Source organism: Streptomyces sp. NPDC088812 (assembly GCF_044750285.1).
Lineage (GTDB): Bacteria > Actinomycetota > Actinomycetes > Streptomycetales > Streptomycetaceae > Streptomyces.
In genome coordinates, this window is the sequence record NZ_JBIVJP010000009.1 from 181,759 (window position 1) to 205,119 (window position 23,361).

Consider the following 23,361-nt stretch of genomic DNA (forward strand, 5'->3'; position numbering starts at 1 on the left):
GGCAGGTCGGTGGGGTGCGCGCGGGTTCGGGGCGGCAGTCCCGGGGAGGTCGTGCGTGGCAGGTCGGTGGGGTGCGCGCGGGTTCGGGGCGGCAGTCCCGGGGAGGTCGTGCGTGGCAGGTCGGTGGGGTGCGCGCGGGTTCGGGGCGGCAGCCCCTGGGAGGTCGTGCGCGACCGCAGGCCGGCGCACGCGGGTCCTTCGGGCGGCAGCCCCGAAGGGTGGCCCGTACCGCCCCCGGCCGGTGTCCGGCGTCAACCCGGTGGAGCGGCAGCCCGAGGCCGACGCGTCGCACTCCCCGGCGCGCGGTACCTTCGAGCCCACGCCGATGAGGAGAGTGAACCGACGTGAGCAAGTTCGTGCGGCCGGCAGCTGAGGGCGCGGACCCCTTCGGTACGGCGCGTCTGCGCCGCGGAGTGCTGGACGCCTGGGCCACCAGCCCCGCCCGTTTCCGGGAGGACGCCAACGCCGAGGAGGACCTGGTCCTCGGCGGCTACCGGGACCGGCTGGTCGTGGAGCTCGCTCAGAACGCCGCCGACGCCGCCGCCAGGGCCGGCGCCCCGGGCCGGCTCCGGCTGACGCTGCGCGAGCAGGTCCTCGTCGCCGCGAACACCGGAGCGCCGCTGGACGCCGCCGGCGTCGAGTCGCTCGCCACCCTGCGCGCCTCCGCCAAGCGGGACGCGCAGGCGGTCTCGGTGGGCCGGTTCGGCGTCGGCTTCGCCGCCGTCCTGGCCGTGACCGACGAGCCCGCCGTCGTCGGCCGGCACGGCGGGGTCCGCTGGTCCCTGCCGGAGGCCCGCGGGCTGGCCGCCGAGACCGCCCGGCACAGCCCCGGCCTGGGCGACGAGATCCGGCGCCGGGACGGGCACGTACCGCTGCTGCGGCTGCCGTTCGCCGCCGAGGGCACCGCGCCGGAGCCGTACGACACCGCCGTCATCCTGCCCCTGCGGGACGCGGCCGCCGCCGATCTCGCCGAGCGGCTCCTCGCGGCTGTCGACGACGCCGTGCTCCTCGCGCTGCCCGGGCTGGAGGAGATCGCGGTGGAGATCGGCGACGCGCCCGCCCGGGTCCTGCGCCGGCACACCGACGGCGCCCTCACCGTCGTGGAGGACTCGCGGGACGGGACGACGCGCTGGCGGACCGCCGGCGGCCACGGCCCCCTCACCCCCGACCTGCTCGCGGACCGGCCGCTGGAGGAGCGACTGCGGCCGCACTGGTCGGTGACGTGGGCCGTGCCCGTCGACGCCGACGGGGCGCCCGCCCGCCCGCGGACCACCCCCGTCATGCACGCGCCGACGCCCAGCGACGAGCCGCTCGGTGTGCCCGCCCTGCTCATCGCCTCCTTCCCCCTCGACACCACCCGCCGGCACGCCGCGCCGGGACCGCTCACCGACTTCCTGGTGCAGCGGGCGGCGGACACGTACGCCGAACTGCTCGCCGACTGGCGGCCGGTGACCGCCGGGGCCGTCGACCTCGTGCCGGGGCCGCTGGGCAAGGGCGAACTGGACGGGGCGCTGCGCCAGGCGATCCTGGAGCGGCTGCCGCGTACCGCCTTCCTGCCGCCCGCCGTACGGCCCGCCGCCGACGACGGCGAACTGCCGGAGGCCCTGCGCCCGCGGGACGCCGAGGTCGTGGAGGGGGCCGGCGCCGACACCGTGCGGGTGCTGGCCGAGGTGCTGCCGACGCTGCTGCCCGCCGGGCTGGAGCGGCGCGTGGAACTGCGCACCCTCGGGGTGGCCCGCATCCCGCTCGCCGACGCCGTCGACCGGCTGGCCGGGCTGGAGAAGGCCCCGGAGTGGTGGCACCGGCTGTACGAGAGCCTCGCCGGCGTGGACCCCGACCGGCTCTCGGGGCTGCCCGTGCCGCTCGCCGGGGACACCTCCGCCTCCGGTGCGGCACGGACCACGATCGGGCCGCGGCAGGTGCTGCTGCCCACGGCGGAGTCGGCGGGCGTCGACGCCGGCGTCCTCGCCCGGCTCGGCCTGAAGATGGCCCACCCGGACGCCGCCCATCCGCTCCTGGAGAAGCTCGGGGCGCTGCCCGCGACCCCGCGCGCCGTCCTGACCACCCCGCAGGTGCGGGCCGCCGTCGCCGCCTCCCTGGACGACGACGGAGGCGCCTGGGACGAGGACGCCCCGGACGCCGAGGAGCTCGCCGACACCGTCCTCGCCCTGGTGCGCGACGCCGCTCTGGAGCCCGGGGACGAGCCCTGGCTCGGCGCGCTCGCCCTGCCGGACGAGGACGGCGAGCTCGCCCCGGCCGGTGAACTCGTGCTGCCCGGCAGCCCGTTCGCCCAGGTGATCCGGGAGGGCGAACTGGCCTGCGTGGACGCCGAACTGGCCGCGAAGTGGGGCGAGCAGCCCCTCGCCGCGTGCGGGGTGCTCGCCGACTTCGCGCTCGTCCGCGCCACCGACGTCGTCCTCGACCCGGACGAGCTCGAACCCCGGGAGGGCGACTTCGCCGAGCCCGACGACGCCGGGCTGCTGGACGCGGTCGACGTGTGGTGCGAGGACGTCCTGGACCGCTTCCCGGACACGCCCGTGCCCCCGGTCGCCACCGAGCTGGTCGCCGTCCGCGACCTCGACCTGGTCGACGACGACCGGTGGCCGCAGGCGCTCGCCCTGCTCGCGCAGCCGCCCCTGCGCGACGCCCTGACCCAGCCGGTGCGCATCCTGCTGCCCGACGGCACCCACGAGGTCGTACGGCCCTACACGGCCTGGTGGCTGCGCGGGCACCCGGTGCTCGACGGGCGGCGTCCGGCGGGTCTGCTCGCCTCCGGCGGGGACCCGCTGCTGCGCGGGCTGTACGACGAGGCCGACGCCACCGGCTTCGACGACGAGCAGGTGCTGCGGGCACTGGGCGTGCGGACGTCCGTGGCGGCCCTGCTCGACGAGCCGGGCGGCGCCGCCGAGCTGCTGGAGCGGCTCGCCGACCCGGAGCGGCCGGTCACCGCCGCCCAGCTGCACGGGCTGTACGGGGCGCTGGCCGAGCTGGACCCGGACCGGGTGACCCTGCCGGACGAGGTGCGGGCCGTCGTCGACGGGCGGGTGGAGGTGGTGGACGCGGCCGACGCGGTCGTCGTGGACTCGCCCGACCTGCTGCCGTTCACCGAGGGCGTCCCGCTGCTGCCCGTGCGTCCCGCGCGGGCCGCCGAGCTGGCCGAGCTGTTCCAGGTGCGGCGGCTGAGCGAGTCCGTGACGGGCGAGGTCGGCTCCGAGGGCACCGAGCACGACGTGCCGGACCCGGTGCGGGTCCTGCTCGGTCCGCGGACCCCGGACACCTACGTCGAGCACGGGGAACTCGTCGTCGACGGCGTGGACATCGACTGGCGGCTGACGGACGACGGCGTCCTGCACGCCTCCACCCTGGAGGGTGTCGCCGCGGGGCTGGCCTGGGCGGCGGGCCAGTGGCCCCGGCGGTTCGAGGTCGCGGCCCTGCTGGAGGACCCGTCGCGGACGGGCGAACTGGCGCGGGACCGCTGGTTCGACTGACGCCCTTTCACACGTCCCGCACATTTCCTCCGTTCAACGTGCAACCGTTCGACGGGGTGGTGAGTCTCATGCGGTGAACCGGCACCACCAGCCGGTTCACCGAGCACTCGGGCCCCGCGGGACGCATCCGTCCCGAAGGGCCCCTGAACACGGGGGACACATGAACACGGGGGACACCACATGCGCACCCGCACCAGCGTCGCCGCCTCGCGCGGAGCCCACGCCGTCGGAGCCCACGCCGTCACCGGCCCGGCCGCGATGACGGCCGCGAGCGGCTTCACCGACGTCAAGTAGGGGCGCGAGCGCGGGGAGCAGGGTCCGGGGCCCGGACGACGGCCCCCCGGCGGGACCGGCCGCGCAGGGCCGTGACCCGTACAACCATTCCCCCGCGTCGAACATCTGATCTTGCGAGCCGACAGGCTCGCGTCCACTCGGGCTCACCGGAGGCACCCTCCCGGACAGCCCCTTCTTCACTTGGGACATGCATGCGCATACGTGCCACCCTGGCCGCCGTCACCGGCGCCCTGGCCCTCTCCGCCCTCGCCGTGCCGGCCGCGCAGGCCGACGACTCCAGCTACCACGAGAGCGCGGAGGCCGCCTTCGCCGCCGCCCACGGCGGCTCCCAGAAGTCCGCGTTCAGCACCGCCGTCTACGGCGACCTGGACGTGTCCTACTCCAACTTCAAGATCACCTCCGCGATCACGGTCGGCACCACCGCCCACGTCGCCACCACGGTCAGCTACACGCTGACGCACGGCGCCGACGTGGACATCCACTCCGCGGACTTCGCCACCGGCCCGTACATCTACAAGGGCTCGTTCGACGCCCCGGTCAACGCGCTGTTCGGCTACGACGCGGCCACCTGCACCGACACCTCGGCGACCACCGCCACCTGCAAGGGCCCCATCGACATCTACCCGGCCGAGGGCGACCTGCTGAACTCGGACGCCGGCGCCTGGAAGGGTGGCGCGCTGGCCCTCAACTACGCCACCGGCGACTACGCCGACCAGGGCGACCTCGGCTCCACGCTGGTGAAGCGCGCCTCCAAGCTCACCGTCAACGCCTCCCCGGAGCCGGTGACGAAGGGCAAGACCATCACCGTCACCGGCAGGCTGACCCGCGCGAACTGGGAGAGCGGCACGTACACCGGTTACTCCGGCGTCTACGCCCAGCTCCAGTTCCGCAAGAAGAGCTCCACCACCTACAGCACGGTGAAGAGCGTCAAGACCACCTCGACCGGCGGTCTGAGCACCACCGTCAAGGCCTCGGTCGACGGCTACTACCGCTACAGCTTCGTGGGCACCACGACCGCCCCGGCGGTCAAGGCAGCGGGCGACTTCGTCGACGTCCGCTGAGGCGACGTCCGCTCAAGCGACGTCCGCTGAGACGAGTCCGCTGAGGCGCTCCCCATCGAAGCGGCCCCCGCCGAAGCGCGGCGGCCGAGTCCCGAGGGACGCACCGTGAAGGGCCCGCACCCCGCAGCCGGCGGGGTGCGGGCCCTTCCGCGTCCTTCGCGGCGCCCTCCCGGCGGCCGCCGCCGTCAGGCGGGCGCCCGGCGGTCGACCTGTCTCCAGACGATCTCCAGGGCGACCGCCGCCACGACCGCGACGCCCACCGCCACCCAGGGCATCGTCACCCCGACCAGCTTCAGCGCGAAGAAGTCCTGGAGCCACGGCACCACCAGCACCACCAGGAACCCCGCGCCCATCGCGGCCACCAGGGCGATCCGCCACCAGGTGTAGGGGCGCGCGATGACCGCCAGGACCCACAGGGTGATCAGGAACAGGGTGAGCGTCGCGGCGCTCGTCTCGGCGTCCAGCGCCCCCGGCCCGGTGTAGTGGTGCCGGGCGATCAGGTAGGTGGTGAAGGTCGCGAGGCCCGCCAGCACCCCGCCCGGCACGGAGTACCGCATCACCCGGCGCACGAAGTGGGGGCGGGCCCGCTCCCGGTTGGGGGCGAGGGCGAGGAAGAAGGCCGGGACGCCGATGGTGAGGGTGGACAGCAGGGTCAGGTGGCGGGGCAGGAACGGGTACTCCACCTGCCAGCACACCACCAGCAGCGCCAGCAGCACCGAGTAGACCGTCTTCACCAGGAAGAGCGTCGCCACGCGCGTGATGTTGCCGATGACCCGCCGGCCCTCCGCCACCACCGACGGCAGGGTGGCGAAGCTGTTGTCCAGCAGCACGATCTGGGCGACGGCCCGGGTCGCCTCGGAGCCGGACCCCATCGCGACGCCGATGTCCGCGTCCTTCAGCGCGAGGACGTCGTTGACGCCGTCCCCGGTCATCGCGACCGTGTGCCCGCGGGACCGGAGGGCGCCGACCATGTCCCGCTTCTGCCGCGGGGTGACCCGGCCGAACACCGTGGCCTCGTCCAGGACCCGCCCCATGCCGTCCCGCTCGGCGGGCAGCCGGCGCGCGTCGACCGTCCGGGCGTCGAGCCCCAGCTTGGCGGCGACCGCGCCGACCGAGACCGCGTTGTCGCCGGAGATCACCTTGGCGTGGACGTCCTGCTCGGCGAAGTAGCGCAGGGTGTCGGCGGCGTCCGGGCGCAGCCGCTGCTCCAGCACGACGAGGGCGGTGGCGCGGGCGCCTCGGGCGACCTCGTCGTCGTCGAGGTCACGGGCGGCGCGGGCGAGCAGCAGCACCCGCAGGCCCTGCTCGTTGAGCCGCTCGGTCTCGGCGAGGGCGGGGTCGTCGGCGGGCAGCAGGACGTCGGGTGCGCCGAGCAGCCAGGTGCTGGTCTCGCCGTCGCCCTCGCTGAAGGTGGCGCCGCTGTACTTGCGGGCGGAGGAGAAGGGCAGCGACTCGGTGCAGCGCCAGTCGTCGCTGTCCGGGCAGGCGTCGATGATCGCCCGGAGGGAGGCGTTGGGGCGCGGATCGGACTCGCCGAGCGCGCCCAGCACCTGCCGTACGTAGGTGTCGTCGCTGCCGTCGAGGCGGCGGACCTCGGTGACGTCCATGCCGCCCTCGGTGAGGGTGCCCGTCTTGTCCAGGCAGACGGTGTCGACGCGGGCGAGGCCCTCGATGGCCGGGAGTTCCTGGACGAGGCACTGTTTGCGGCCGAGGCGGATCACGCCGATGGCGAAGGCGACGGAGGTGAGGAGGACCAGGCCCTCCGGGACCATCGGGACGATCCCGCCGACCGTGCGGGCGACGGAGTCCTTGAGGTCGTTGCCCTGGACGACGAGCTGGGTGACGACCAGGCCGATCGCGGCGGGGACCATCATCCACGTCACGTACTTGAGGATCGTGGAGATGCCGGAGCGCAGCTCGGAGTGGACGAGGGTGAAGCGGGACGCCTCCTCGGCGAGCTGGGCGGCGTAGGCCTCGCGGCCGACCTCGGTGGCCCGGAAGGCGCCGCCCCCGGCGACGACGAAGCTGCCGGACATCACGGTGTCGCCGTGGCGTTTGACGACGGGGTCGGCCTCGCCGGTGAGCAGCGACTCGTCGATCTCCAGGCCGTCGGCCTCCGTGCAGACGCCGTCCACCACGATCTTGTCGCCGGGCCCGATCTCGACGATGTCGTCCAGGACGAGGGCGGAGGTGGCGACCTCGACGGCGACCCCGTCACGGCGGACGGTCGGCCGGGCCTCGCCGATCACCGCGAGGGAGTCGAGGGTCTGCTTCGCCCGCCACTCCTGGATGATCCCGATGGCGGTGTTGGCGAGGATCACGAACCCGAAGAGGCCGTCCTGGATCGGCGCCACGACCAGCATGACCAGCCAGAGCACACCGATGATCGCGTTGAAGCGGGTGAGGACGTTGGCCCGGACGATCTCGCCGACGGTGCGGCTGCTGCGCACGGGGACGTCGTTGACCTGACCGCGCGCGACGCGCTCCGCGACCTCGGCACTGGTGAGCCCGTTCGCCGTGCGGGCCGGGGCGGCGGCGTCGGTATGGGTCATGGAATCGACGGTACGTGCGGATCCGGGCGTTCACCCGCCGGATGCCCGGAAGATCCGACCTCGGGAGGAGGGCCGTCGTGCGGTGGTACTACTCGGCCCCGGACGTTTCCGTCAGGGCCGCGTCCCGGGCGGCCGCGCTCTTGAGGGCCGCGTCCCGGCGGCGGACGTACCAGACGCCGATGAGCCCGAGGCCCCCGCCCGCCAGGCAGGTCCACAGCCACCACAGATGGCCGTGGTCGTCGAACCAGCCGTAGAAAGGGAGCTGGATGAGGAAGAGGGCGAACCAGAGGATCATGCCGCCGGTGATGGTGGCGACCACGGGCCCCTCCAGGGGCTCCGGCGCCTCGTGCCTCGGTGTCCACTTCGCCATGTCCACAGCTTACGAGGCGCGAGGGCCGGGCCGCGGCGCGCGGCCACCCCTTTCGGCCCGCGGGGGCCGGCGACCGTGACCGGCGGGGACGGCGACCGTGACCGGCGGGGGACGGCAGGAGGCCGGGCCGTGGCGCGCGGGTCTACGCGCGGAGATAGCGATCACGGTCTCATATGTTCATACTGAAACCGTTTGTGCCTGTCCACTTATGTTCGTAGGAAGCGCCAAAGCGGCTGGGGGAAGTCCGCTGGTGATGAGGTTCCGCATGTTCACCTCGGCCCCCGCCAAGGTTCCCACGCCCGAAGGGCCGGGCGGCGCGTCCGCGTACGGCGCGCTCGACCGGTATTTCCGCATCTCCGAGCGGGGCAGCACCCTCGCCCGTGAGGTGCGCGGCGGTTTCGCCACCTTCTTTGCGATGGCGTACATCATCGTGCTCAACCCGATCATTCTCGGCAGCGCGAAGGACATGTACGGGCATCAGCTCGACAACGGCCAGCTGGTCACCGCGACCTGCCTGACCGCCGCGTTCACCACGCTGCTGATGGGCGTCATCGGCAACGTGCCGATCGCGCTGGCCGCCGGTCTGGGCGTGAACTCCGTCGTCGCGCTCCAGCTCGCGCCCCGCATGTCCTGGGCGGACGCGATGGGCATGGTGGTGCTGGCCGGTTTCGTGGTCATGCTGCTGGTCGCCACCGGTCTGCGCGAGCGCGTCATGAACGCCGTGCCGTTCGGGCTGCGCAAGGCCATCTCGATCGGTATCGGCCTGTTCATCATGCTGATCGGGCTCGTGGACTCCGGGTTCGTCAGCCGGATGCCGGACGCCGCCCAGACCACCGTCCCGCTCCAGCTCGGCGCCGACGGTCACCTCAACGGCTGGCCGGTCCTGGTCTTCGTCCTCGGCGCGCTGCTCACCCTGGCCCTGATCGTCCGCAAGGTGCCCGGCGCGATCCTGATCTCGATCGTCGCCATGACCGTCCTGGCGCTGGTCGTCAACGCCGTCGCCACGGTCCCGTCCTGGGGCCTCACCGTCCCGGAGTGGCCCGGCAACCCCGTCGCCACCCCCGACTTCGGCCTGATCGGCGAGGTCAGCCTCTTCGGCGGGTTCTCCAAGGTCGGCGTGCTGACCGGGATCCTCTTCGTCTTCACCGTGCTGCTGTCGTGCTTCTTCGACGCGATGGGCACGATCATGGGCGTCAGTGACGAGGCCAAGCTGACGGACGCGCAGGGCCAGATGCCGGGCATCAACAAGGTCCTCTTCGTCGACGGTCTCGCCGTCGCCGCCGGCGGCGCCAGCTCCTCCTCCGCCACCACCGCCTTCGTGGAGTCCACGGCCGGCGTCGGCGAGGGTGCCCGCACCGGCTTCGCGAACCTCGTCACCGGCGGTCTCTTCGCCGTCGCCCTCTTCCTGACCCCCGTCGCCACGATGGTCCCGTCCCAGGCCGCCACCCCCGCCCTGCTCGCGGTCGGCTTCCTGATCCTGGCGAACTCCGTCAAGGACATCGACTGGGCGGACTACACCATCGCCGTCCCGGCCTTCATCACGATGGTGATGATGCCGTTCACCTACTCGATCACCAACGGCATCGGCATGGGCTTCATCACCTTCGTGGTGCTGCGCCTGGCGTCCGGGCGGGGCCGGGAGGTCCCGGCGGCGCTGTACGCGGTCTCGGCCGTGTTCGCCTTCTACTACCTGATGCCGGCCCTCGGCCTCACCTGATGCCCGTTCTCGGGCTCACCTGACGCCGGCCCCCGGCCTCGCGTTCAGGTGAGCCCGTAGAACTTCTCCGTCTCCTCGACGGCGGTCCGGAACCGTTCGTCGAAGTCACCCCGAATGAGCGTCCGGACGACATAGTCCTGGACGCTCATTCCCCGTTGGGCGGCGTGGTGCCGGAGCCGTTCGAGCAGGTCGTGGTCTATTCGCAGGCTGAGCACACTGGTCCCCATGGGTACGAGGGTCGCGGCCCGGTTCCGTCCGGTGGGTGGCGTTCCGCACTCCTATCACCCGTATGAGTGACTTCCGGTAGTGGCTGGGAATGAGTGGCGGGCGTCACGGGCAAAGGGGCTCCCCGCGGTGGTCCTTAGCGAGGGTAATGAGTTACGCTAAAGACATGCCGGACCTTAGCCATGGCGACGACGCGGCCGCCGTGAACTCCCTGCGCTCCGCCGTGATGCGGCTGTCCCGTCGGCTCAAGCACCAGCGGGTCGACGAGTCGCTGAGCCCGACCGAGATGTCGGTGCTCGGCACCCTGTCCCAGTGCGGCAGTGCCACCCCGGGTGAGCTCGCCCGCAAGGAGCACGTGCAGCCGCCCTCGATGACTCGTATCGTCGCCCTGCTGGAGGCCAAGGGCCTGGTCCGGCTGGAGCCGCACCCGGAGGACCGGCGGCAGAAGGTCGTCACCAAGACCGAGCAGGCCGAGGCCATGCTCGAGGAGAGCCGCCGCAAGCGGAACGCGTTCCTCGCCACCCTGGTCGACGGCCTCGACGAGGACGAGTGGGCCAAGCTGCGCGCAGCCGCCCCCGTGCTGGAGAAGCTCGCACATCTGTAAGCAGTTCACGAGGAGGCGAACCCTTTTGAGTACGGGATCCGGAGCAGACTCCGCCCCCGCACCGACCACCCACGATTCCCCGCCCGCCCCCGACGCCCCCCGCAGGTCCTCGATGTTCGGCGCCCTGAAGGTCAGGAACTACCGCCTGTTCTTCGGCGGCCAGGTCGTCTCCAACATCGGCACCTGGATGCAGCGCATCGCCCAGGACTGGCTGGTGCTCAGCCTCACCGGCTCCGCCACCGCCGTCGGCGTCACGACGGCCCTGCAGTTCCTGCCGATGCTGCTGTTCGGCCTGTACGGCGGCGTCCTCGTCGACCGGCTGCCCAAGCGCCGCACCCTGCTGGGGACCCAGTCCGCGATGGCCGTCACCGGTGTCGCGCTCGCGCTCCTCACCCTCTCCGGGCACGTGGAGGTCTGGCACGTCTACGTCGCCGCCTTCGCCGTCGGTCTCGCGACCGTCCTGGACAACCCGGCCCGCCAGTCCTTCGTCAGCGAGATGGTCGGCCCGGAGCAGCTCCAGAACGCGGTGAGCCTGAACGCCGCGAACTTCCAGTCCGCCCGCCTCGTCGGCCCCGCCGTCGCCGGCTTGATGATCACCGGCGTGGGCACGGGATGGGCGTTCCTCTTCAACGGCCTGTCCTTCGTCGCGCCCATCGCCGGCCTGCTGCTGATGCGCGCCCGCGAGCTGCACGTCGTCCAGCGGGCGCCGCGCGGCAAGGGCCAGCTGCGGGAGGGGCTGCGGTACGTGGCCGGGCGTCCGGATCTGACCTGGACGATCGTCCTGGTCGGGTTCGTCGGCACCTTCGGCTTCAACTTCCCCGTCTACCTCTCCGCCTTCGCCGACGACGTCTTCCACGCGGGCGCGGGCTCCTACAGCCTCTTCAACACGCTCATGGCGGTGGGCTCCGTCGCCGGCGCGCTGCTGGCCGCCCGGCGCGGTACGGCCCGCATGCGCGTGCTGATCGCCGCGGCGGTCGCCTTCGGAGTGATGGAGCTGGTGGCCGCGGTCGCACCTTCGCTGTGGCTGTTCGCCCTGTTCATGGCCCCGATCGGCATGTTCGGCATGACGATCAACGTCACCGCGAACACCAGCATCCAGATGGGCACCGATCCGGCCATGCGCGGCCGTGTCATGGCGCTGTACATGATGGTCTTCCTGGGCGGTTCGCCGGTGGGCGCGCCGATCGCCGGCTGGATCACGGACGCGTACGGCGTCCGGGCCGGTCTGGCGGTGGGCGGCGCGATCGCCGCGCTCGCGGCCGCGGCCATCGGCCTGGTCCTGGCCCGGGTGGGCAACCTCCGCCTGGCGGTGGGCTGGCGCCGCGGACACCCGACGGTGCGGTTCGAACCCCGGGGGCGGCGGCAGGAACTGGCGGCGGCGGCCTGACCGGCGGGGGCGTCGGTCGGGGGGAGCCGGCCGGGTGTTGCACGACACGCACGGTGACCGGGACACGTCCGGGCGAGCGTGGTGGCGGTCACCCTGACCCACACTGGCTCCATGAGACTTTTCGCCGCCGTCCTGCCCCCGCGGGCCGTCACGGACGAACTCGCCGCCGAGGTGGCCGTGCTGCGGAGGCTGCCGGGGGCGGAGGGGCTGCGCTGGACCGGCCTGCCCGGCTGGCACTTCACGCTCGCCTTCTACGGCGAGGTCGACGAGGACGTCGTACCGGAGCTGTCGGCGCGGCTGGAGCGGGCCGCGCGGCGCAGTGAGCCGTTCGAGCTGGCGTTGCGGGGCGGCGGGCAGTTCGGGCGGGGGCGGGCCCTGTGGACGGGGGCGGTGGGGGAGGTGGCCGAGCTGGGGCTGCTGGCCGGCCGGGCGGAGGCGGCGGGCCGCAAGGTCGGCCTGGACCTCGGGGAGCACCGCCCCTACAAGGCCCATCTGACGCTGGCGCGCAGCCGGGACGCCGTCGACGTCCGGCCGTACGTCGAGGCGCTGCGCGCCTTCGCCGGCCGGACGTGGACGGTGGAGGAGCTGGTGCTCGTCCGCAGCCGGCTGCCCCGGTCCGGGGTGTCGGGCGAGCAGCCCCGCTATGAGCCGGTCGGGCGCTGGGCGCTCGGTGGCGACCGTTAGGCTCGAAGGGTGGACCCGAAGACCCGTAACCGGATCATGGCCGGTGTGCTCGTGCTGATGTTCGTCGTGGTGGCGGTGGCGGCGGCGCTCGGAAAGTAGGCACTCCGCCGGGGCGGGGAGTCGTGCGGCGGTCGTCGGCTGCGGGCCGGTGGGGGCTGGTCGCGCAGTTCCCCGCGCCCCTGGCGGGGTTGGCCCTGACGGTGTCGGTAGGTGACCCGCGGGTGATCCCCGGGGGGCACCTACCGGGTCGGGTCACCAGGCGAAGGCCTCCGGGGACGGGCCCGGGCCCGGGAAGATGTCGTCCAGGGCGGTCAGGAGGTCCTCGGTGAGGTCCAGGTCGACCGCGCGGACGGCGGAGGCGAGCTGCTCGGCGGTGCGCGGGCCGACGATCGGGCCGGTCACGCCGGGGCGGGTGAGCAGCCAGGCGAGAGCGACCTCACCGGGTTCGAGACCGTGCTTGTCGAGCAGGTCCTCGTACGCCTGGACCTGGGCGCGTGCGGTGGGGTCGGCGAGGGTGGCGGCGGCCCGTCCACTGGCCCGGCGTCCGACCTCGGCCTCCTTCTTGATGACCCCGCCGAGCAGCCCGCCGTGCAGCGGCGACCAGGGGATGACGCCGAGCCCGTACTCCTGCGCGGCCGGAATGACCTCCATCTCGGCGCGCCGCTCGGCGAGGTTGTAGAGGCACTGCTCGCTGACGAGGCCGATCGTCCCGTGCCGGCGGCCGGCGGTCTCGTTGGCCTGGGCGATCTTGTACCCGGGGAAGTTGGAGGACCCGGCGTAGAGGATCTTCCCCTGCTGCACCAGCACGTCGACCGCCTGCCAGATCTCCTCGAAGGGAGTGGCACGGTCGATGTGGTGGAACTGGTAGAGATCGATGTAGTCCGTCCGCAGCCGCTTGAGGCTGGCGTCGACGGCTCGTCGGATGTTCAGCGCGGAGAGCTTGTCGTGGTTGGGCCACGCCTCCCCGTCGGCGGCCATGTTGCCGTACACCTTGGTGGCGAGCACCACCTTGTCGCGCCGCTCGCCGCCCTGCGCGAACCAGCTGCCGATGATCTCCTCGGTACGGCCCTTGTTCTCGCCCCAGCCGTACACGTTCGCGGTGTCGAAGAAGTTGAGGCCGGCGTCCAGTGCCGCGTCCATGATGGCGTGACTGTCGGCCTCGTCCGTCTGGGGGCCGAAGTTCATGGTCCCGAGGACCAGTCGGCTGACCTTGAGGCCCGTGCGTCCGAGCTGCGTGTACTTCATGGAAGCCCAGCCAACGGCTTGGAGTGCGCTCCAGGCAAGGGGATCCGGTCAGTCGCGGGGGAACTCGCCGGTGGTGAGGACGAGGCCGACGACGGTGCCGGTGAGGTCGAGGTCCTTGCCGAAGGCGACCGTTGTCTCGACCTGGTAGTCGCCCTCCTTGGGGTCGGTGTAGAGGTGGCACCGCCCCTGGTAGGGGTCCGCGATGACGTAGACGGGCACCTCGGCGGTGGCGTACGCGGTCCTCTTCGGGCCGTAGTCATTGGTACCGGTGCCCTTGGAGATCACCTCGGCGACGAACTCCACGTCCTCGTGCCGCCAGTGGCCGTCCTCCGTCTTGGCCGCACCCTCGGCCATCACGGTCACGTCGGTCGCGAACCCGTTGAGGTGCCCCGGGTAGTCGATGCGCACGTCGGACTTCACCCGGGTGCGCGGGTACTTCGTCCGCAGCTGCTCAACGATGTCCAGGATGATCTCCCAGTGGGTGTCCCGCTGCGGCGACATGTAGACGGTCCCCTCGACGATCTCGACCTTGTATCCCTCGGGGACGGGCATCTTCTCGAGCCGCTCGAACATCTCGTCGAGCGCGCTCGTGTTGTCGCTGTCGGCCATCGCGATCCTGTCGTCGAGGACGGTCATCGTGGCGCTCCTCCCCGGCCGCCCCGTCGACGCGTGCGGCCGCGCGGTACAACGATACGCACGGTGACCAGGTCACGCGGAGCCGTCGTGGTCAGTCGGCCCGGTACGGGCCGCCCACGTCCCACCCCTGGTGCATCGCCTCCGCGAACGCCCCCGCCAATTTGTGCTCGCCGCTCGTGTTCGGGTGGGTGCCGTCGTAGGTGTCCGTGTGGATGTCCCAGGTTTCCGGGACCGAGGCCAGGAGGATGGGGGAGGTGCGGTCGTCCAGGTCGGACGCCGTCTTCGCCAGGAGTTCGTTGAAGGCGGCGACCTGGGCGCCGAAGGGGGCGTCGTGCGCGGCGCGGACATTCGGGATCACCGGGAGCCAGACCATGTGGACGCGCGGGTTGGTCGTGCGGGCCTCGGCGACGAAGGCGCGGACGTTCTCCGCGGTCTGCTCGGCGTTCGTGTAGAAGCCGAGGTCGATCAGGCCCAGCGAGACCAGCAGCACGTCCGCCCGGCCGGCCCGCACCGCCTCGCCGATCAGCGGGGCCATGTGCAGCCAGCCCTCGCCCCAGCCGGCCAGGTGCCGGCGGGGGAATCCGGGGTCGGCGTACGCGTACGAGACGGGCGCGTCCACCGCCTTGTCGTACAGCGTCTCGCGGGGGCCGACGAACGTGAAGGGGCCGTCGTACGTCGCGCACAGGTGCTGCCACAGGCGGTGGCGCCACGTGTGTTCACCGGCGCTGCCGATCGTCATCGAGTCGCCGACGGGCATCAACCTGAGCATCCGCTCATCATGGGGGATCGACGGTGGATCGGTCAGACACGTGGGGTGTGAGGCCCGCCACGAGTCCGCCACGAGCCCTCAGGAGCCGGGCGGGGTGGCAGTCTTGGGGCATGCGCCGACCGTTCGCCCTTCTCGCCGGGGCCCTGCTCGTGGCCGCCTGCGCGGTGCCCGTCTCCGCGGTGCCCGCCTCCGCCGCCGACGGGGACGAGGGCTTCACCATCGAGGACTCCCGCATCACCGAGTCCAGCGGACTGGCGGCCTCCCGTCAGCACCCCGGCGTGTACTGGACGCACAACGACCAGGACACCGGCGCCTACCTCTACGCGGTCGACAGCGCCACCGGCAGGACCGTCGCGACGATCACCCTGACCGGCGTGGGCACCCCCCGCGACATCGAGGCGATCGGCATCGGCCCCGACGACCGGATCTACGTCGGCGACATCGGCGACAACGACGGCGTGGAGTGGGACCACGTGTGGATCTACGAGCTGCCCGAGCCGAAGACGCTGAAGGACCAGTCGGTCCGCGCCACCCAGTACGTCGTGCGGTACTCCGACGGACCCCGCGACGCCGAGTCGCTCGTCGTGCACCCGAAGACCGGGCGCGTCTACATCATCGACAAGCAGGAGGACGGCGGTCACCTGTACGCGGGTCCGGCCCGGCTCTCCGCGTCCGGCACCAACGTCTACGAGCCCGTCGCCCCCATCGACCTGTGGGCCACCGACGCCGCCCTCTCCCCGGACGGCAGCCGGCTCGCCGTCCGCGGCTACTTCGGCGGCATCCTCTACGACTGGAACGACGGCACCCCCGAGCGGCTGGAGCGGCTCGACGTCCCCCTGCAACGGCAGGGGGAGTCCGTGACGTACTCGGCCGACGGCTCGAAACTGCTGTACGGCACCGAGGGCACCGCCAGTGAGGTGCGGGCGGAGGACGCGCCCGGCGCGTCGGCGGACGCCGAGTCGCCCTCGGGCAGCGGGAGTCCGGGGGCCTCCGGCAGCAGCGGCGACGGTGAGGGGACGGGCGGCACCGTGCGGACGGGCGCGCTCGCCCTGGCCGTCGTGTGCGCCGCCGTCTTCGGCCTGCGGCGGCTGCGGCGTCGCGGCTGACCCGGACCGCGGACCGGCGTGGAGCGGCCCGCTGCTCGTCTTCGGGCCGGCCGCGCGGGGCGGCTACCAGCAGAACCGGCTGGTCCTCGTCGGCGTCGGCGTGGCCGCCGGGACGACGGCGCTGATCAGCCTGCTCGTCGTGCTCACCGATCCGTTCGACGCCACCAAGGCGCTGACCTGGCTGTCCGGTTCGACGTACGGGCGGACCCTGCCGGACGTCGCGCCCGTCTGCACCGCCGACCTCCTCGGCCGTACGGTCATCGCTGCGGAGCCGACGCTAGTGGGCCCGTAGGTCCGTAGGTCCGTAGGGGCACCGCTCCCTCGGGGCGGGTCTCCCGCTCCCGCTTCTTGACGTGGCCATGCAGGGTTAGTTTCCTGGGAGGTGCGCGGGCTGTGGGAGCGCTCCCACCGTTCCGGGGCCGCGCCTCCCCGAGAGGAAGCAACGACATGTTCCGCACCTTGCGCAGAGCGCTGTGCGCGGTCGGCGCGGCCCTGCTGTTACCGCTGGCGGCGACCGCCCCGTCCGCCCACGGGGCCGACGGGGCGACCGGCGTCGTGGCGGCCGACGCCGGAGCCGGCTACTGGCACACCAGCGGCCGTCAGATCCTGGACGAGGCCGGGCAGCCGGTCCGCATCGCCGGCATCAACTGGTTCGGCTTCGAGACGGCCAACCACGTCGTCCACGGCCTGTGGGCCCGCGACTACAAGAGCATGATCGACCAGATGACGTCGCTGGGCTACAACACCCTCCGGCTGCCGTTCAGCGACGACATCCTCAAGAGCGGCACCGTGCCGGACAGCATCGACTTCTCCGGCGGCAAGAACGCCGACCTGGCGGGCCTGACCTCGCTCCAGGTGCTCGACAAGATCGTCGGGTACGCCGGTCAGTCCGGCCTGAAGGTCATCCTGGACCGGCACCGCCCGGACGCCGCCGGTCAGTCGGCGCTCTGGTACACCTCGGCGGTCCCGGAGTCGACGTGGATCGCGAACCTGACCTCCCTCGCCACCCGTTACGCCGGTGACGCCACCGTCGTCGGCATCGACCTGCACAACGAGCCGCACGACCCCGCCTGCTGGGGCTGCGGCGACACGGCGACGGACTGGCGCCTGGCCGCCGAGCGGGCCGGCAACGCCGTCCTCGCCGTCAACCCCGACCTGCTGGTCTTCGTCGAGGGCGTGCAGTCCTTCAACGGCGTCTCGGGGTGGTGGGGCGGCAACCTGATGGGCGTCGCCCAGTACCCCGTCCGCCTCGACGTGCCGAACCGGCTCGTCTACTCCGCCCACGACTACGCGACGAGCGTGGCCCAGCAGAGCTGGTTCAGCGATCCGTCGTTCCCCGCCAACATGCCCGGCATCTGGGACAAGTACTGGGGCTACATCTTCCAGCAGAACATCGCCCCGGTCTGGCTCGGCGAGTTCGGTACGACCCTCCAGTCGACGGTCGACCAGCAGTGGCTGGCGGCCCTCGTCGACTACCTGCGCTCGACGTCGGCGTACGGCGCCGACTCCTTCCACTGGACCTTCTGGTCCTGGAACCCCAACTCCGGGGACACCGGCGGCATCCTCAAGGACGACTGGACGACCGTGGACACGGTGAAGGACGGCTACCTGGCGAGCATCAAGGCGGCGGGCTTCGACCCGGGGGAGGGCGGCACGGATCCCGAAGATCCCGAGGACCCCGGCTCCACGGCCGCCTGCGCCGCCGCCTACACCGTCACCAGCGACTGGGGGAGCGGCTTCAACGCCGACGTGAAGGTCACCAACACCGGCACGACGGCGATCACCTCCTGGAAGGTCACCTGGACCTGGCCGGGCGCCCAGCAGGTCACCAGCATGTGGAACGCGTCGTACACCCAGAGCGGCGCGACGGTGACGGCGGCGAACGCGGCCCACAACGGCTCGGTCGCGGCCGGTGGCTCGGCGAGCTTCGGCTTCGGGGGCGCGCCCGGGGGCGGGGGTGTGCCGAGCGTGAGCTGCACGGCGGCGTGAGCTGTACGGCGGCGTGAGCTGTACGGCGGCCGTGGCGTGTACGGCGGCGTAAGGCAGGGGCGCCCGATGACGGTGTCACCGGGTGCCCCTTCATGGCTCCAGCGGGCAGGGGAGGTGGGCGTTCGCCCGGTTCGGGGAGCAGGTCACCAGGGCCAGGGACAGGTACGAGGGCCGTTCGAGGTAGAACCCGAGCGACACGTCGTGGCCCGACCCCAGCCGGTCGGCGGCGGAGGCGGCGAGGGCGGCCAGGTGGCCGGCGTCGCGCTGGGCCTCGGAGGCGAACCGGGGAGCGTGGGCGTTCACCTGTGTACGGAGCCAGGCTGCCGCCTCCGCCGGGTCCGGCCACGTCCCCCGCACCAGCGAGCCCGGCTTGACCAGCCAGTACGCCGTCTCCAGCGGCGGCAGGTCCGACGCGGGGAACCCGGCGGCCACCTCGCGGTAGCGCTGGACCAGCTCGGGCCGGCTGCCGGCCGGGGGCGGATCGGGGTGCGGCGGCCGCCGTAGGGCCTCCTGGTCGAAGCGGGCCTTCGGGCCGGTCCACAGGTAGGCGTGGTGGTGCACCGGCCGTTCAGATCGGCAGACCGAAGCGGGTGGGGTCGATCCCGGCCACGCTCAGCTCCTCCGTGCTGAAACGGAGCGGCTCCGCCTCCGGCCGCTTGCTGTCGCCCAGGGCCCAGGCGTCCTCCCCGATGCGGGCCAGGGTCACACATCCCTCGGAGCAGGGGCCTCCGCAGGCCTTCACGAAGGAGGCTCCGGAGAGGTCGAGGGCGTAGATGTCGGTTCCGTTCAGCATGGGTGTGCCTTTCTCGGTGCGTTGTGTAGGTGAACAATCGCTCTGAGTGGTGACCGTAGGTCCGGAGCGGTCGGCAAGTCCTGAAATATTCGGGATTATTCTCCTGTGACTACTGTGGATGCATGGACATTCACTCAGCGGAGCGGTGATGCTGGGCGCGCAACATCGTCAAGGCCCGAGGGGGTTGTGCGTGGCACGCAGGTTGCGGTTCAACGGGACCGGTAGTGGTGATGGCGGGTGTCCGTCCGTGCACGAGGACGTGGACAGCGGAGAGGTGATCGTGCACGGTCCTCCTCTCACCGATGCAGAGGACGTCGCGCAACTTCAGCACCTCTCCGAGGGCGAGGTCGCGATCGTGGTGCCGCGGGAGCTGCTGGTGGACTGGACCCCGAAAGAGCGCACGCGTCAGCTCCGGACCATCGGACTGGACGAGTTCAACGGACTGTTCGCCAAGTTCGAGCACACCGCTTGGCGTCTGGAGACGCGGCGCCGGTACGCGAGCGATGAGGGGACCGACACCTACCGGCAGTTCGTGGAGACCGGCGAGGTCGAGTGGAAGTACGACCACCCGTACTGCAAGACCATCCGCGAGCAGACCGCGCAAGGCAAGCGCGTGGAGCGCGTGCGCATCGTCGACCAGCAGCCGACCACGGGTCAGCTCTACCTCCTCGACAACGCCAAGCGGAACAGCGGCATGGGTGAGGACATCCGCAACCTCTGGCGCGCCGACGCGGACCGGCTCAGGCTTCCCGCCGAGGACTTCTGGCTGTTCGACAGCCGCCTCATCGCGCTCCTGAGGTTCGATGATGACGACCAGCTCACGCACGTGGACCTGATCACCGAGCCTGCGGAGGTGGTGCGCTGTTGCATGGTGCGGGATGCTGCTTGGCATCACGCGGTTCCGTGGCGGCGGTTCACAGCGGAGTTGCACAACGGGTCGTAAGGACAAGAGCGGGTATCGGTGAGCACGGACTATCAGAGGGCGCGTGAGGAACTGGGTCGCAGGCTCCGCGAACTGCGCGTCGAAAGTCCTGATGGCCGGCTCACCGGCACCGAGCTGGCCCAGCGGCTGGGATGGCCGCAGTCGAAGGTCAGTAAAATGGAGAACGGCAGGCAGACGCCCACGGACGAGGACCTCCGTGCATGGGCCGAGGCCACCGGACAGCCTGCGGTCTTCGCTGAACTGCGCGCCCGCCTGAAGGGCTACGAGAGTCATATCCGCTCCTGGCGACGTCAGCTGACGGCGGGGCATGGCCCGGTGCAGGAGCGATGGAACACCCTTGTGGGAGGGTCTCGAAGCTTGCACGTATGGGACAACAGTGTCGTCAACGGCATGCTTCAGACCGCTGACTACGCCCGGAACCTCTTCGAGCGCTATGCGGAGTTCCGGCGCACCCCACGGGATGCGGAGGCCGCGGTGCGAGCCCGTATGAAGCGGCAGGAATGGCTGTACCAGCCGGGCAGGCTGTTGAACCTGGTCATGTGGGAGGGCGCGCTTCGGGCCCAGGTGTGTCCTCCGGAAGTGCTGGCGGCTCAACTGGACCGTTTGCTGGGCGTTGTGGGCATGGACACCGTCCGCCTGGGGATTCTTCCGCTGGACGCGGCGCTGCGTCTGCCTCCGGCGAACGGGTTCTGGATCCTGGACGACCGATTGGTCAGCGTCGAGGACTGGCACGCCGAGCTGTGGCTCGACGATGCGGAAACGATCACTCTCTACCGTCGGGTCTGGGACACCCTGGCCGACGCGGCCGTCTTCGGCGCCGACGCCCAGCAGGTGATCGCGCGGGTCCGCCGGAGCATCAAGGCCTGAGGACGTACGGCCGCACCACGTCGTCCTCGGTCTGCCAGGAGGACGGCCGGGGCTGGTCCGGGACCTCCCAGCACGCGTCCTCGCAGGGGAACGGCAGGTAGTGGCCGGCCGCCCGGCAGCGTTTGGCCCAGCGGCGCCAGCGGGCGTCACGAGGGTTCGGGAGCCGACCTACGTACGGGTCCGGCGCCCGGACCTCCAGCGCGAGGTTCCCCTGCTGCGCCTTGGTGCGGGTCAGCAGACGGAGGACCGCGTCACGAACCGACCGGAGCATGAGCCCCCTCCGGTGTCGCCGTCCCCGCGAGCGTGAACCTGGCCCACACGCACTTGGCGTACCGCTCCTGCCGGCATCCCCAGGCGTCGGCGAGCGCCTCCACGAGCGCGAGTCCGCGTCCGCCCTCCTCGTCGGGGCCGGAGTGGTGGAGCCGGGGGAGTCGGTCCCGGTCGGGGTCCGACACCTCCAGGACCAGGGCGGTGCCGTGGTGGATGAGCGTGACGCCGACCTGGGCGTAGGAGACCCGGCAGTGGGTCACGGCGTTGGTGACGAGTTCGTTGGCCAACAGGGTCACACCGTCGGCGAGGTCGTCGGTGACTCCCCAGTCGGCGAGGGCTTCGCGTACGCGCTGGCGGGTGCTGGGCACGTGTCGGCGGTGCCTGGGGATGCGGAAGGTTTCCGTGAAGGGCATGTCCGGAAGCTACGGCTGTATTCGACGCCTGAGCAATCAACTCCAGTGAATACATGCAGGCGTCCACTCGATCGAGTGATGGGTTGTCAGTAACGGCGACCCGTGTGGGATCGTTGCCGCAGGAGAGGGGAGATCGCATGCCCGCAGGTGGACGGCCGACGGTACGCAGCAGGCGTTTGGGTACGGCGCTCAGGCAGTACCGGCTTGCTGCGAAGCTCGACCAGCCGCGGGCCGCCGAGGTGATCGCGGCAAGTCAAGCCAGAATCAGCCGCCTTGAGAGCGGGCACGTCACCGCTCGCGTCATCGAGGTGCGCCTGCTGCTGGACGCGTACGGCGTCACCGATGCCGGAGTGCGGGGCAAGCTGGAGGAGTTGGCCAAGCACTCCAAGAACCGGGGCTGGTGGCTCGAGCATGCGGCGCACCTGCGCCCGGACTACGTCGACCACATCGCGCTGGAGGACGACGCGACGTACATCCGGGAGTGGCAGCCGGTACTGGTGCCCGGTCTCCTTCAGACCCCGGCCTATGCGGAGGCGATCGCCACGGGGAGTCCCAACTACATCGCCCCGGACCGGGTCGCCCAGTTGGTGAAGGTGCGTGAGGGACGGCAGGCGAAGATCGAGGAGGGCGGGGCGTCGTACACCGCCATCCTTTGGGAGTCTGTTGTCGCACACCCGTTGGTGAGCGTCGACACTCACCGTGAGCAGCTCGCCGCGATCCTGGAGGTCGGGAGGCGAAAGAACGTCACCGTGCAGGTTCTCCCCTTCAGTACGGGTGTCCTGGGAGCAGTGACCTCAGCCTTCTCCACGTTCAGCTTCGATGTCGAGCCGGCCGTCGAAGCGGTGACCCTGGAGAACCTGAGAGGTACGTCGGTCCTGGAGAGTTCGGCAGACCTGACCGCTTACGCCAACATGTACGACCAACTACGCTCGTCCGCACTGGCACCGGACACGAGCGCGCAGCTCATCCGGGGCGTACTGCGGAGCTTGAAGGAAGACGCGTCGTGACCGAGGTTATAAGCCCCTTCCGGAAGTCGTCCCACTCTCAGGCGGAGAGCAACTGCGTGGAGGTCGCCGTCACCGCCGATCACGGCCGTGCCGTCCGTGACAGCAAGCAGCAAAACGGCGTTCTCCTCACCGTTTCCCGTGACGGCTGGCAGGCGTTCATCCGGCAGTTCGCCTAGAAAGTGGGCTGGTTGTGACCGAGGTCGTAAGCCCCTTCTGGAAGTCGTCGTACTCGGGGCAGGAGAACGCCTGCGTCGAGGTGGCCGACACTGCTCCCGGCGGCCGAGCCGTCCGCGACAGCAAGCGGGAAGACGGCCCGCTGATCATCGTCTCCCGGCACAGCTGGCAGGCGTTCTTGCGGCAGTTTGCGTAGAAAGTGGGCTGGTTGTGACCGAGATCGTAGGCCCCTTCCGGAAGTCGTCGTACTCCGGACAGCAGGGCGACTGCGTGGAGGTCGCCACCACCGCCGACCACGGCCGAGCCGTCCGCGACAGCAAGCAGCAAAACGGCCCTCTCCTCACCGTGTCCGGTGACGGCTGGCAGGCGTTCATCCGGCAGTTCGGATAGCGCGGCGTACGACGGCGTCCGGCACGCGCGTGCCGGTCGCTCGGGTCATCACTTGGTTTCACCTTCACCCGATGGGCCGAGTTCGGCCACGAGGAGCGGCAGCAGGCCGGGACAGTGCTCCTCGATGTCCTTCCTGAGCAGCCGCAACGCGCTTCCGTTGCCGTGATCGCGCTGCGCCACCAGGCCCGCCTCCCGCAGAACCCGGAAGTGGTGCGTACGGGTGGCCTTCTTCACCGGCAGGCCGAACGACCCGCAGGCGCGCTCCTGGTCCTCGGGATCGGCCGCGAGTTCGGCGATCACCTTTCGCCGGGAGTCGTCCGCGAGCGCGGCGAACACTTTGCCGAGGTCCACGATCCTCCTTTAGGTATGACTTGAAT

The 23,361-nt window shown here is 71.5% G+C and carries 26 protein-coding genes; 15 read left to right on the forward strand and 11 right to left on the reverse strand.

Annotation, left to right across the window (positions count from 1 at the left end; all coding sequences use genetic code 11):
• The first annotated feature begins 344 nt into the window (after positions 1-344).
• Both ACIP67_RS18155 and ACIP67_RS18160 read left to right on the forward strand, forming a co-directional pair.
• Positions 345-3,488 (forward strand): sacsin N-terminal ATP-binding-like domain-containing protein, encoded by a 3,144-nt coding sequence (locus tag ACIP67_RS18155; protein WP_401692760.1) that lies wholly within the window; start codon positions 345-347, stop codon positions 3,486-3,488.
• Between the two features lie 485 nt (positions 3,489-3,973).
• Positions 3,974-4,843 carry a hypothetical protein gene (locus ACIP67_RS18160; RefSeq protein ID WP_401692761.1) on the forward strand — a complete coding sequence of 290 codons (870 nt, stop codon included), beginning with the start codon at positions 3,974-3,976 and terminating at the stop codon, positions 4,841-4,843.
• A 185-nt stretch (positions 4,844-5,028) separates the two neighbouring features.
• Here ACIP67_RS18160 and ACIP67_RS18165 read toward each other — a convergent pair whose 3' ends face one another.
• Together ACIP67_RS18165 and ACIP67_RS18170 are read right to left on the reverse strand one after the other, a co-directional pair.
• Positions 5,029-7,395 (reverse strand): HAD-IC family P-type ATPase, encoded by a 2,367-nt coding sequence (locus tag ACIP67_RS18165; RefSeq protein WP_401692763.1) that lies wholly within the window; start codon positions 7,393-7,395, stop codon positions 5,029-5,031.
• An 88-nt stretch (positions 7,396-7,483) separates the two neighbouring features.
• Entirely contained in the window at positions 7,484-7,765 is a 282-nt protein-coding gene (locus ACIP67_RS18170; RefSeq protein WP_401692764.1) for a DUF2530 domain-containing protein, read from the reverse strand.
• A gap of 265 nt (positions 7,766-8,030) precedes the next feature.
• On the opposite strand from ACIP67_RS18170, the gene ACIP67_RS18175 reads away from it, so the two are divergent.
• Positions 8,031-9,482, forward strand: a complete 1,452-nt coding sequence (locus tag ACIP67_RS18175) for an NCS2 family permease (protein WP_401692766.1) — start codon at positions 8,031-8,033, stop codon at positions 9,480-9,482.
• Between the two features lie 44 nt (positions 9,483-9,526).
• Here ACIP67_RS18175 and ACIP67_RS18180 read toward each other — a convergent pair whose 3' ends face one another.
• Positions 9,527-9,709, reverse strand: coding sequence for a ribbon-helix-helix protein, CopG family (locus tag ACIP67_RS18180; protein WP_401692767.1), 183 nt, complete (start codon positions 9,707-9,709; stop codon positions 9,527-9,529).
• 164 nt (positions 9,710-9,873) lie between these two features.
• Here ACIP67_RS18180 and ACIP67_RS18185 point away from each other — a divergent pair, with 164 nt between their 5' ends.
• From ACIP67_RS18185 to thpR, 3 genes are all read left to right on the forward strand, one after another.
• The gene (locus tag ACIP67_RS18185; protein ID WP_401692768.1) at positions 9,874-10,311 is read left to right on the forward strand and encodes a MarR family winged helix-turn-helix transcriptional regulator; all 438 of its coding nucleotides are present in this window, start codon (positions 9,874-9,876) and stop codon (positions 10,309-10,311) included.
• Between the two features lie 25 nt (positions 10,312-10,336).
• Positions 10,337-11,698, forward strand: coding sequence for an MFS transporter (locus tag ACIP67_RS18190; protein ID WP_401692769.1), 1,362 nt, complete (start codon positions 10,337-10,339; stop codon positions 11,696-11,698).
• Positions 11,699-11,809: 111 nt separating this feature from the next.
• Positions 11,810-12,382 (forward strand): RNA 2',3'-cyclic phosphodiesterase, encoded by a 573-nt coding sequence (gene thpR, locus ACIP67_RS18195; protein WP_401692770.1) that lies wholly within the window; start codon positions 11,810-11,812, stop codon positions 12,380-12,382.
• Positions 12,383-12,634: 252 nt separating this feature from the next.
• Here the strand turns inward: thpR and ACIP67_RS18200 are convergent, their stop codons facing one another.
• The 3 genes from ACIP67_RS18200 to ACIP67_RS18210 form a co-directional block, all read right to left on the reverse strand.
• Positions 12,635-13,627: an aldo/keto reductase gene (locus tag ACIP67_RS18200; RefSeq protein WP_401692771.1), complete on the reverse strand. Its 993-nt coding sequence runs from the start codon at positions 13,625-13,627 to the stop codon at positions 12,635-12,637.
• Between the two features lie 48 nt (positions 13,628-13,675).
• Positions 13,676-14,263, reverse strand: coding sequence for a Uma2 family endonuclease (locus tag ACIP67_RS18205; RefSeq protein WP_401692772.1), 588 nt, complete (start codon positions 14,261-14,263; stop codon positions 13,676-13,678).
• Positions 14,264-14,354: 91 nt separating this feature from the next.
• Positions 14,355-15,032 (reverse strand): GDSL-type esterase/lipase family protein, encoded by a 678-nt coding sequence (locus ACIP67_RS18210; protein WP_401692774.1) that lies wholly within the window; start codon positions 15,030-15,032, stop codon positions 14,355-14,357.
• Between the two features lie 110 nt (positions 15,033-15,142).
• Here ACIP67_RS18210 and ACIP67_RS18215 point away from each other — a divergent pair, with 110 nt between their 5' ends.
• The 3 genes from ACIP67_RS18215 (at position 15,143) to ACIP67_RS18225 (ending at position 18,127) form a co-directional block, all read left to right on the forward strand.
• The gene (locus ACIP67_RS18215) at positions 15,143-16,138 is read left to right on the forward strand and encodes a WD40 repeat domain-containing protein (RefSeq protein WP_401692775.1); all 996 of its coding nucleotides are present in this window, start codon (positions 15,143-15,145) and stop codon (positions 16,136-16,138) included.
• Positions 16,041-16,430 (forward strand): iron chelate uptake ABC transporter family permease subunit, encoded by a 390-nt coding sequence (locus tag ACIP67_RS18220; protein ID WP_401692777.1) that lies wholly within the window; start codon positions 16,041-16,043, stop codon positions 16,428-16,430. The genes ACIP67_RS18215 and ACIP67_RS18220 overlap by 98 nt, the downstream gene beginning before the upstream one ends.
• 155 nt (positions 16,431-16,585) lie before the next feature.
• Entirely contained in the window at positions 16,586-18,127 is a 1,542-nt protein-coding gene (locus tag ACIP67_RS18225) for a cellulase family glycosylhydrolase (RefSeq protein WP_401692778.1), read from the forward strand.
• A 90-nt stretch (positions 18,128-18,217) separates the two neighbouring features.
• Here ACIP67_RS18225 and ACIP67_RS18230 read toward each other — a convergent pair whose 3' ends face one another.
• Complete coding sequence (locus ACIP67_RS18230) at positions 18,218-18,688, reverse strand: hypothetical protein (protein ID WP_401692780.1); 471 nt, start codon at positions 18,686-18,688, stop codon at positions 18,218-18,220.
• 7 nt (positions 18,689-18,695) lie between these two features.
• A complete protein-coding gene (locus ACIP67_RS18235) occupies positions 18,696-18,920 on the reverse strand; it encodes a DUF397 domain-containing protein (RefSeq protein WP_401692781.1) in 225 nt (74 codons plus the stop codon).
• A gap of 190 nt (positions 18,921-19,110) precedes the next feature.
• Between ACIP67_RS18235 and ACIP67_RS18240 the strand changes: the two genes are divergently transcribed.
• Together ACIP67_RS18240 and ACIP67_RS18245 are read left to right on the forward strand one after the other, a co-directional pair.
• Entirely contained in the window at positions 19,111-19,863 is a 753-nt protein-coding gene (locus ACIP67_RS18240) for a DUF6879 family protein (protein WP_401692782.1), read from the forward strand.
• An 18-nt stretch (positions 19,864-19,881) separates the two neighbouring features.
• Positions 19,882-20,730 carry a helix-turn-helix domain-containing protein gene (locus ACIP67_RS18245; RefSeq protein ID WP_401692784.1) on the forward strand — a complete coding sequence of 283 codons (849 nt, stop codon included), beginning with the start codon at positions 19,882-19,884 and terminating at the stop codon, positions 20,728-20,730.
• Here the strand turns inward: ACIP67_RS18245 and ACIP67_RS18250 are convergent.
• Together ACIP67_RS18250 and ACIP67_RS18255 are read right to left on the reverse strand one after the other, a co-directional pair.
• Positions 20,720-21,001, reverse strand: a complete 282-nt coding sequence (locus ACIP67_RS18250) for a hypothetical protein (protein WP_401692785.1) — start codon at positions 20,999-21,001, stop codon at positions 20,720-20,722. The two genes, ACIP67_RS18245 and ACIP67_RS18250, sit on opposite strands and share 11 nt — an antisense overlap.
• Positions 20,982-21,413 carry an ATP-binding protein gene (locus ACIP67_RS18255; RefSeq protein ID WP_401692787.1) on the reverse strand — a complete coding sequence of 144 codons (432 nt, stop codon included), beginning with the start codon at positions 21,411-21,413 and terminating at the stop codon, positions 20,982-20,984. Before ACIP67_RS18255 ends, ACIP67_RS18250 begins: the two co-directional genes overlap by 20 nt.
• Before the next feature lie 137 nt (positions 21,414-21,550).
• On the opposite strand from ACIP67_RS18255, the gene ACIP67_RS18260 reads away from it, so the two are divergent.
• The 4 genes from ACIP67_RS18260 to ACIP67_RS18275 are packed head-to-tail and all read left to right on the forward strand — an operon-like array spanning position 21,551 to position 22,984.
• Positions 21,551-22,420: a helix-turn-helix domain-containing protein gene (locus ACIP67_RS18260; RefSeq protein WP_401692788.1), complete on the forward strand. Its 870-nt coding sequence runs from the start codon at positions 21,551-21,553 to the stop codon at positions 22,418-22,420.
• Positions 22,417-22,596, forward strand: a complete 180-nt coding sequence (locus ACIP67_RS18265; RefSeq protein WP_401692789.1) for a DUF397 domain-containing protein — start codon at positions 22,417-22,419, stop codon at positions 22,594-22,596. The genes ACIP67_RS18260 and ACIP67_RS18265 overlap by 4 nt, the downstream gene beginning before the upstream one ends.
• Before the next feature lie 14 nt (positions 22,597-22,610).
• A complete protein-coding gene (locus ACIP67_RS18270; protein WP_401692790.1) occupies positions 22,611-22,790 on the forward strand; it encodes a DUF397 domain-containing protein in 180 nt (59 codons plus the stop codon).
• 14 nt (positions 22,791-22,804) lie between these two features.
• Positions 22,805-22,984 carry a DUF397 domain-containing protein gene (locus ACIP67_RS18275; RefSeq protein ID WP_401692792.1) on the forward strand — a complete coding sequence of 60 codons (180 nt, stop codon included), beginning with the start codon at positions 22,805-22,807 and terminating at the stop codon, positions 22,982-22,984.
• 48 nt (positions 22,985-23,032) lie between these two features.
• Here the strand turns inward: ACIP67_RS18275 and ACIP67_RS18280 are convergent, their stop codons facing one another.
• Complete coding sequence (locus ACIP67_RS18280) at positions 23,033-23,335, reverse strand: ArsR/SmtB family transcription factor (protein WP_401692794.1); 303 nt, start codon at positions 23,333-23,335, stop codon at positions 23,033-23,035.
• Between the last annotated feature and the right edge of the window lie 26 nt (positions 23,336-23,361).

Coding starts and splice junctions, on each gene's coding strand:
- ACIP67_RS18160 (WP_401692761.1), top strand. CDS start 3,974: ATGCGCATACGTGCCACCCTGGCCGCCGTCACCGGCGCCCTGGCCCTC.
- ACIP67_RS18165 (WP_401692763.1), bottom strand. CDS start 7,395: ATGACCCATACCGACGCCGCCGCCCCGGCCCGCACGGCGAACGGGCTC.
- ACIP67_RS18170 (WP_401692764.1), bottom strand. CDS start 7,765: ATGGCGAAGTGGACACCGAGGCACGAGGCGCCGGAGCCCCTGGAGGGG.
- ACIP67_RS18175 (WP_401692766.1), top strand. CDS start 8,031: ATGTTCACCTCGGCCCCCGCCAAGGTTCCCACGCCCGAAGGGCCGGGC.
- ACIP67_RS18180 (WP_401692767.1), bottom strand. CDS start 9,709: ATGGGGACCAGTGTGCTCAGCCTGCGAATAGACCACGACCTGCTCGAA.
- ACIP67_RS18185 (WP_401692768.1), top strand. CDS start 9,874: ATGCCGGACCTTAGCCATGGCGACGACGCGGCCGCCGTGAACTCCCTG.
- thpR (WP_401692770.1), top strand. CDS start 11,810: ATGAGACTTTTCGCCGCCGTCCTGCCCCCGCGGGCCGTCACGGACGAA.
- ACIP67_RS18200 (WP_401692771.1), bottom strand. CDS start 13,627: ATGAAGTACACGCAGCTCGGACGCACGGGCCTCAAGGTCAGCCGACTG.
- ACIP67_RS18205 (WP_401692772.1), bottom strand. CDS start 14,263: ATGACCGTCCTCGACGACAGGATCGCGATGGCCGACAGCGACAACACG.
- ACIP67_RS18210 (WP_401692774.1), bottom strand. CDS start 15,032: ATGCTCAGGTTGATGCCCGTCGGCGACTCGATGACGATCGGCAGCGCC.
- ACIP67_RS18215 (WP_401692775.1), top strand. CDS start 15,143: ATGCGCCGACCGTTCGCCCTTCTCGCCGGGGCCCTGCTCGTGGCCGCC.
- ACIP67_RS18225 (WP_401692778.1), top strand. CDS start 16,586: ATGTTCCGCACCTTGCGCAGAGCGCTGTGCGCGGTCGGCGCGGCCCTG.
- ACIP67_RS18235 (WP_401692781.1), bottom strand. CDS start 18,920: ATGCTGAACGGAACCGACATCTACGCCCTCGACCTCTCCGGAGCCTCC.
- ACIP67_RS18250 (WP_401692785.1), bottom strand. CDS start 21,001: ATGCTCCGGTCGGTTCGTGACGCGGTCCTCCGTCTGCTGACCCGCACC.
- ACIP67_RS18255 (WP_401692787.1), bottom strand. CDS start 21,413: ATGCCCTTCACGGAAACCTTCCGCATCCCCAGGCACCGCCGACACGTG.
- ACIP67_RS18260 (WP_401692788.1), top strand. CDS start 21,551: ATGCCCGCAGGTGGACGGCCGACGGTACGCAGCAGGCGTTTGGGTACG.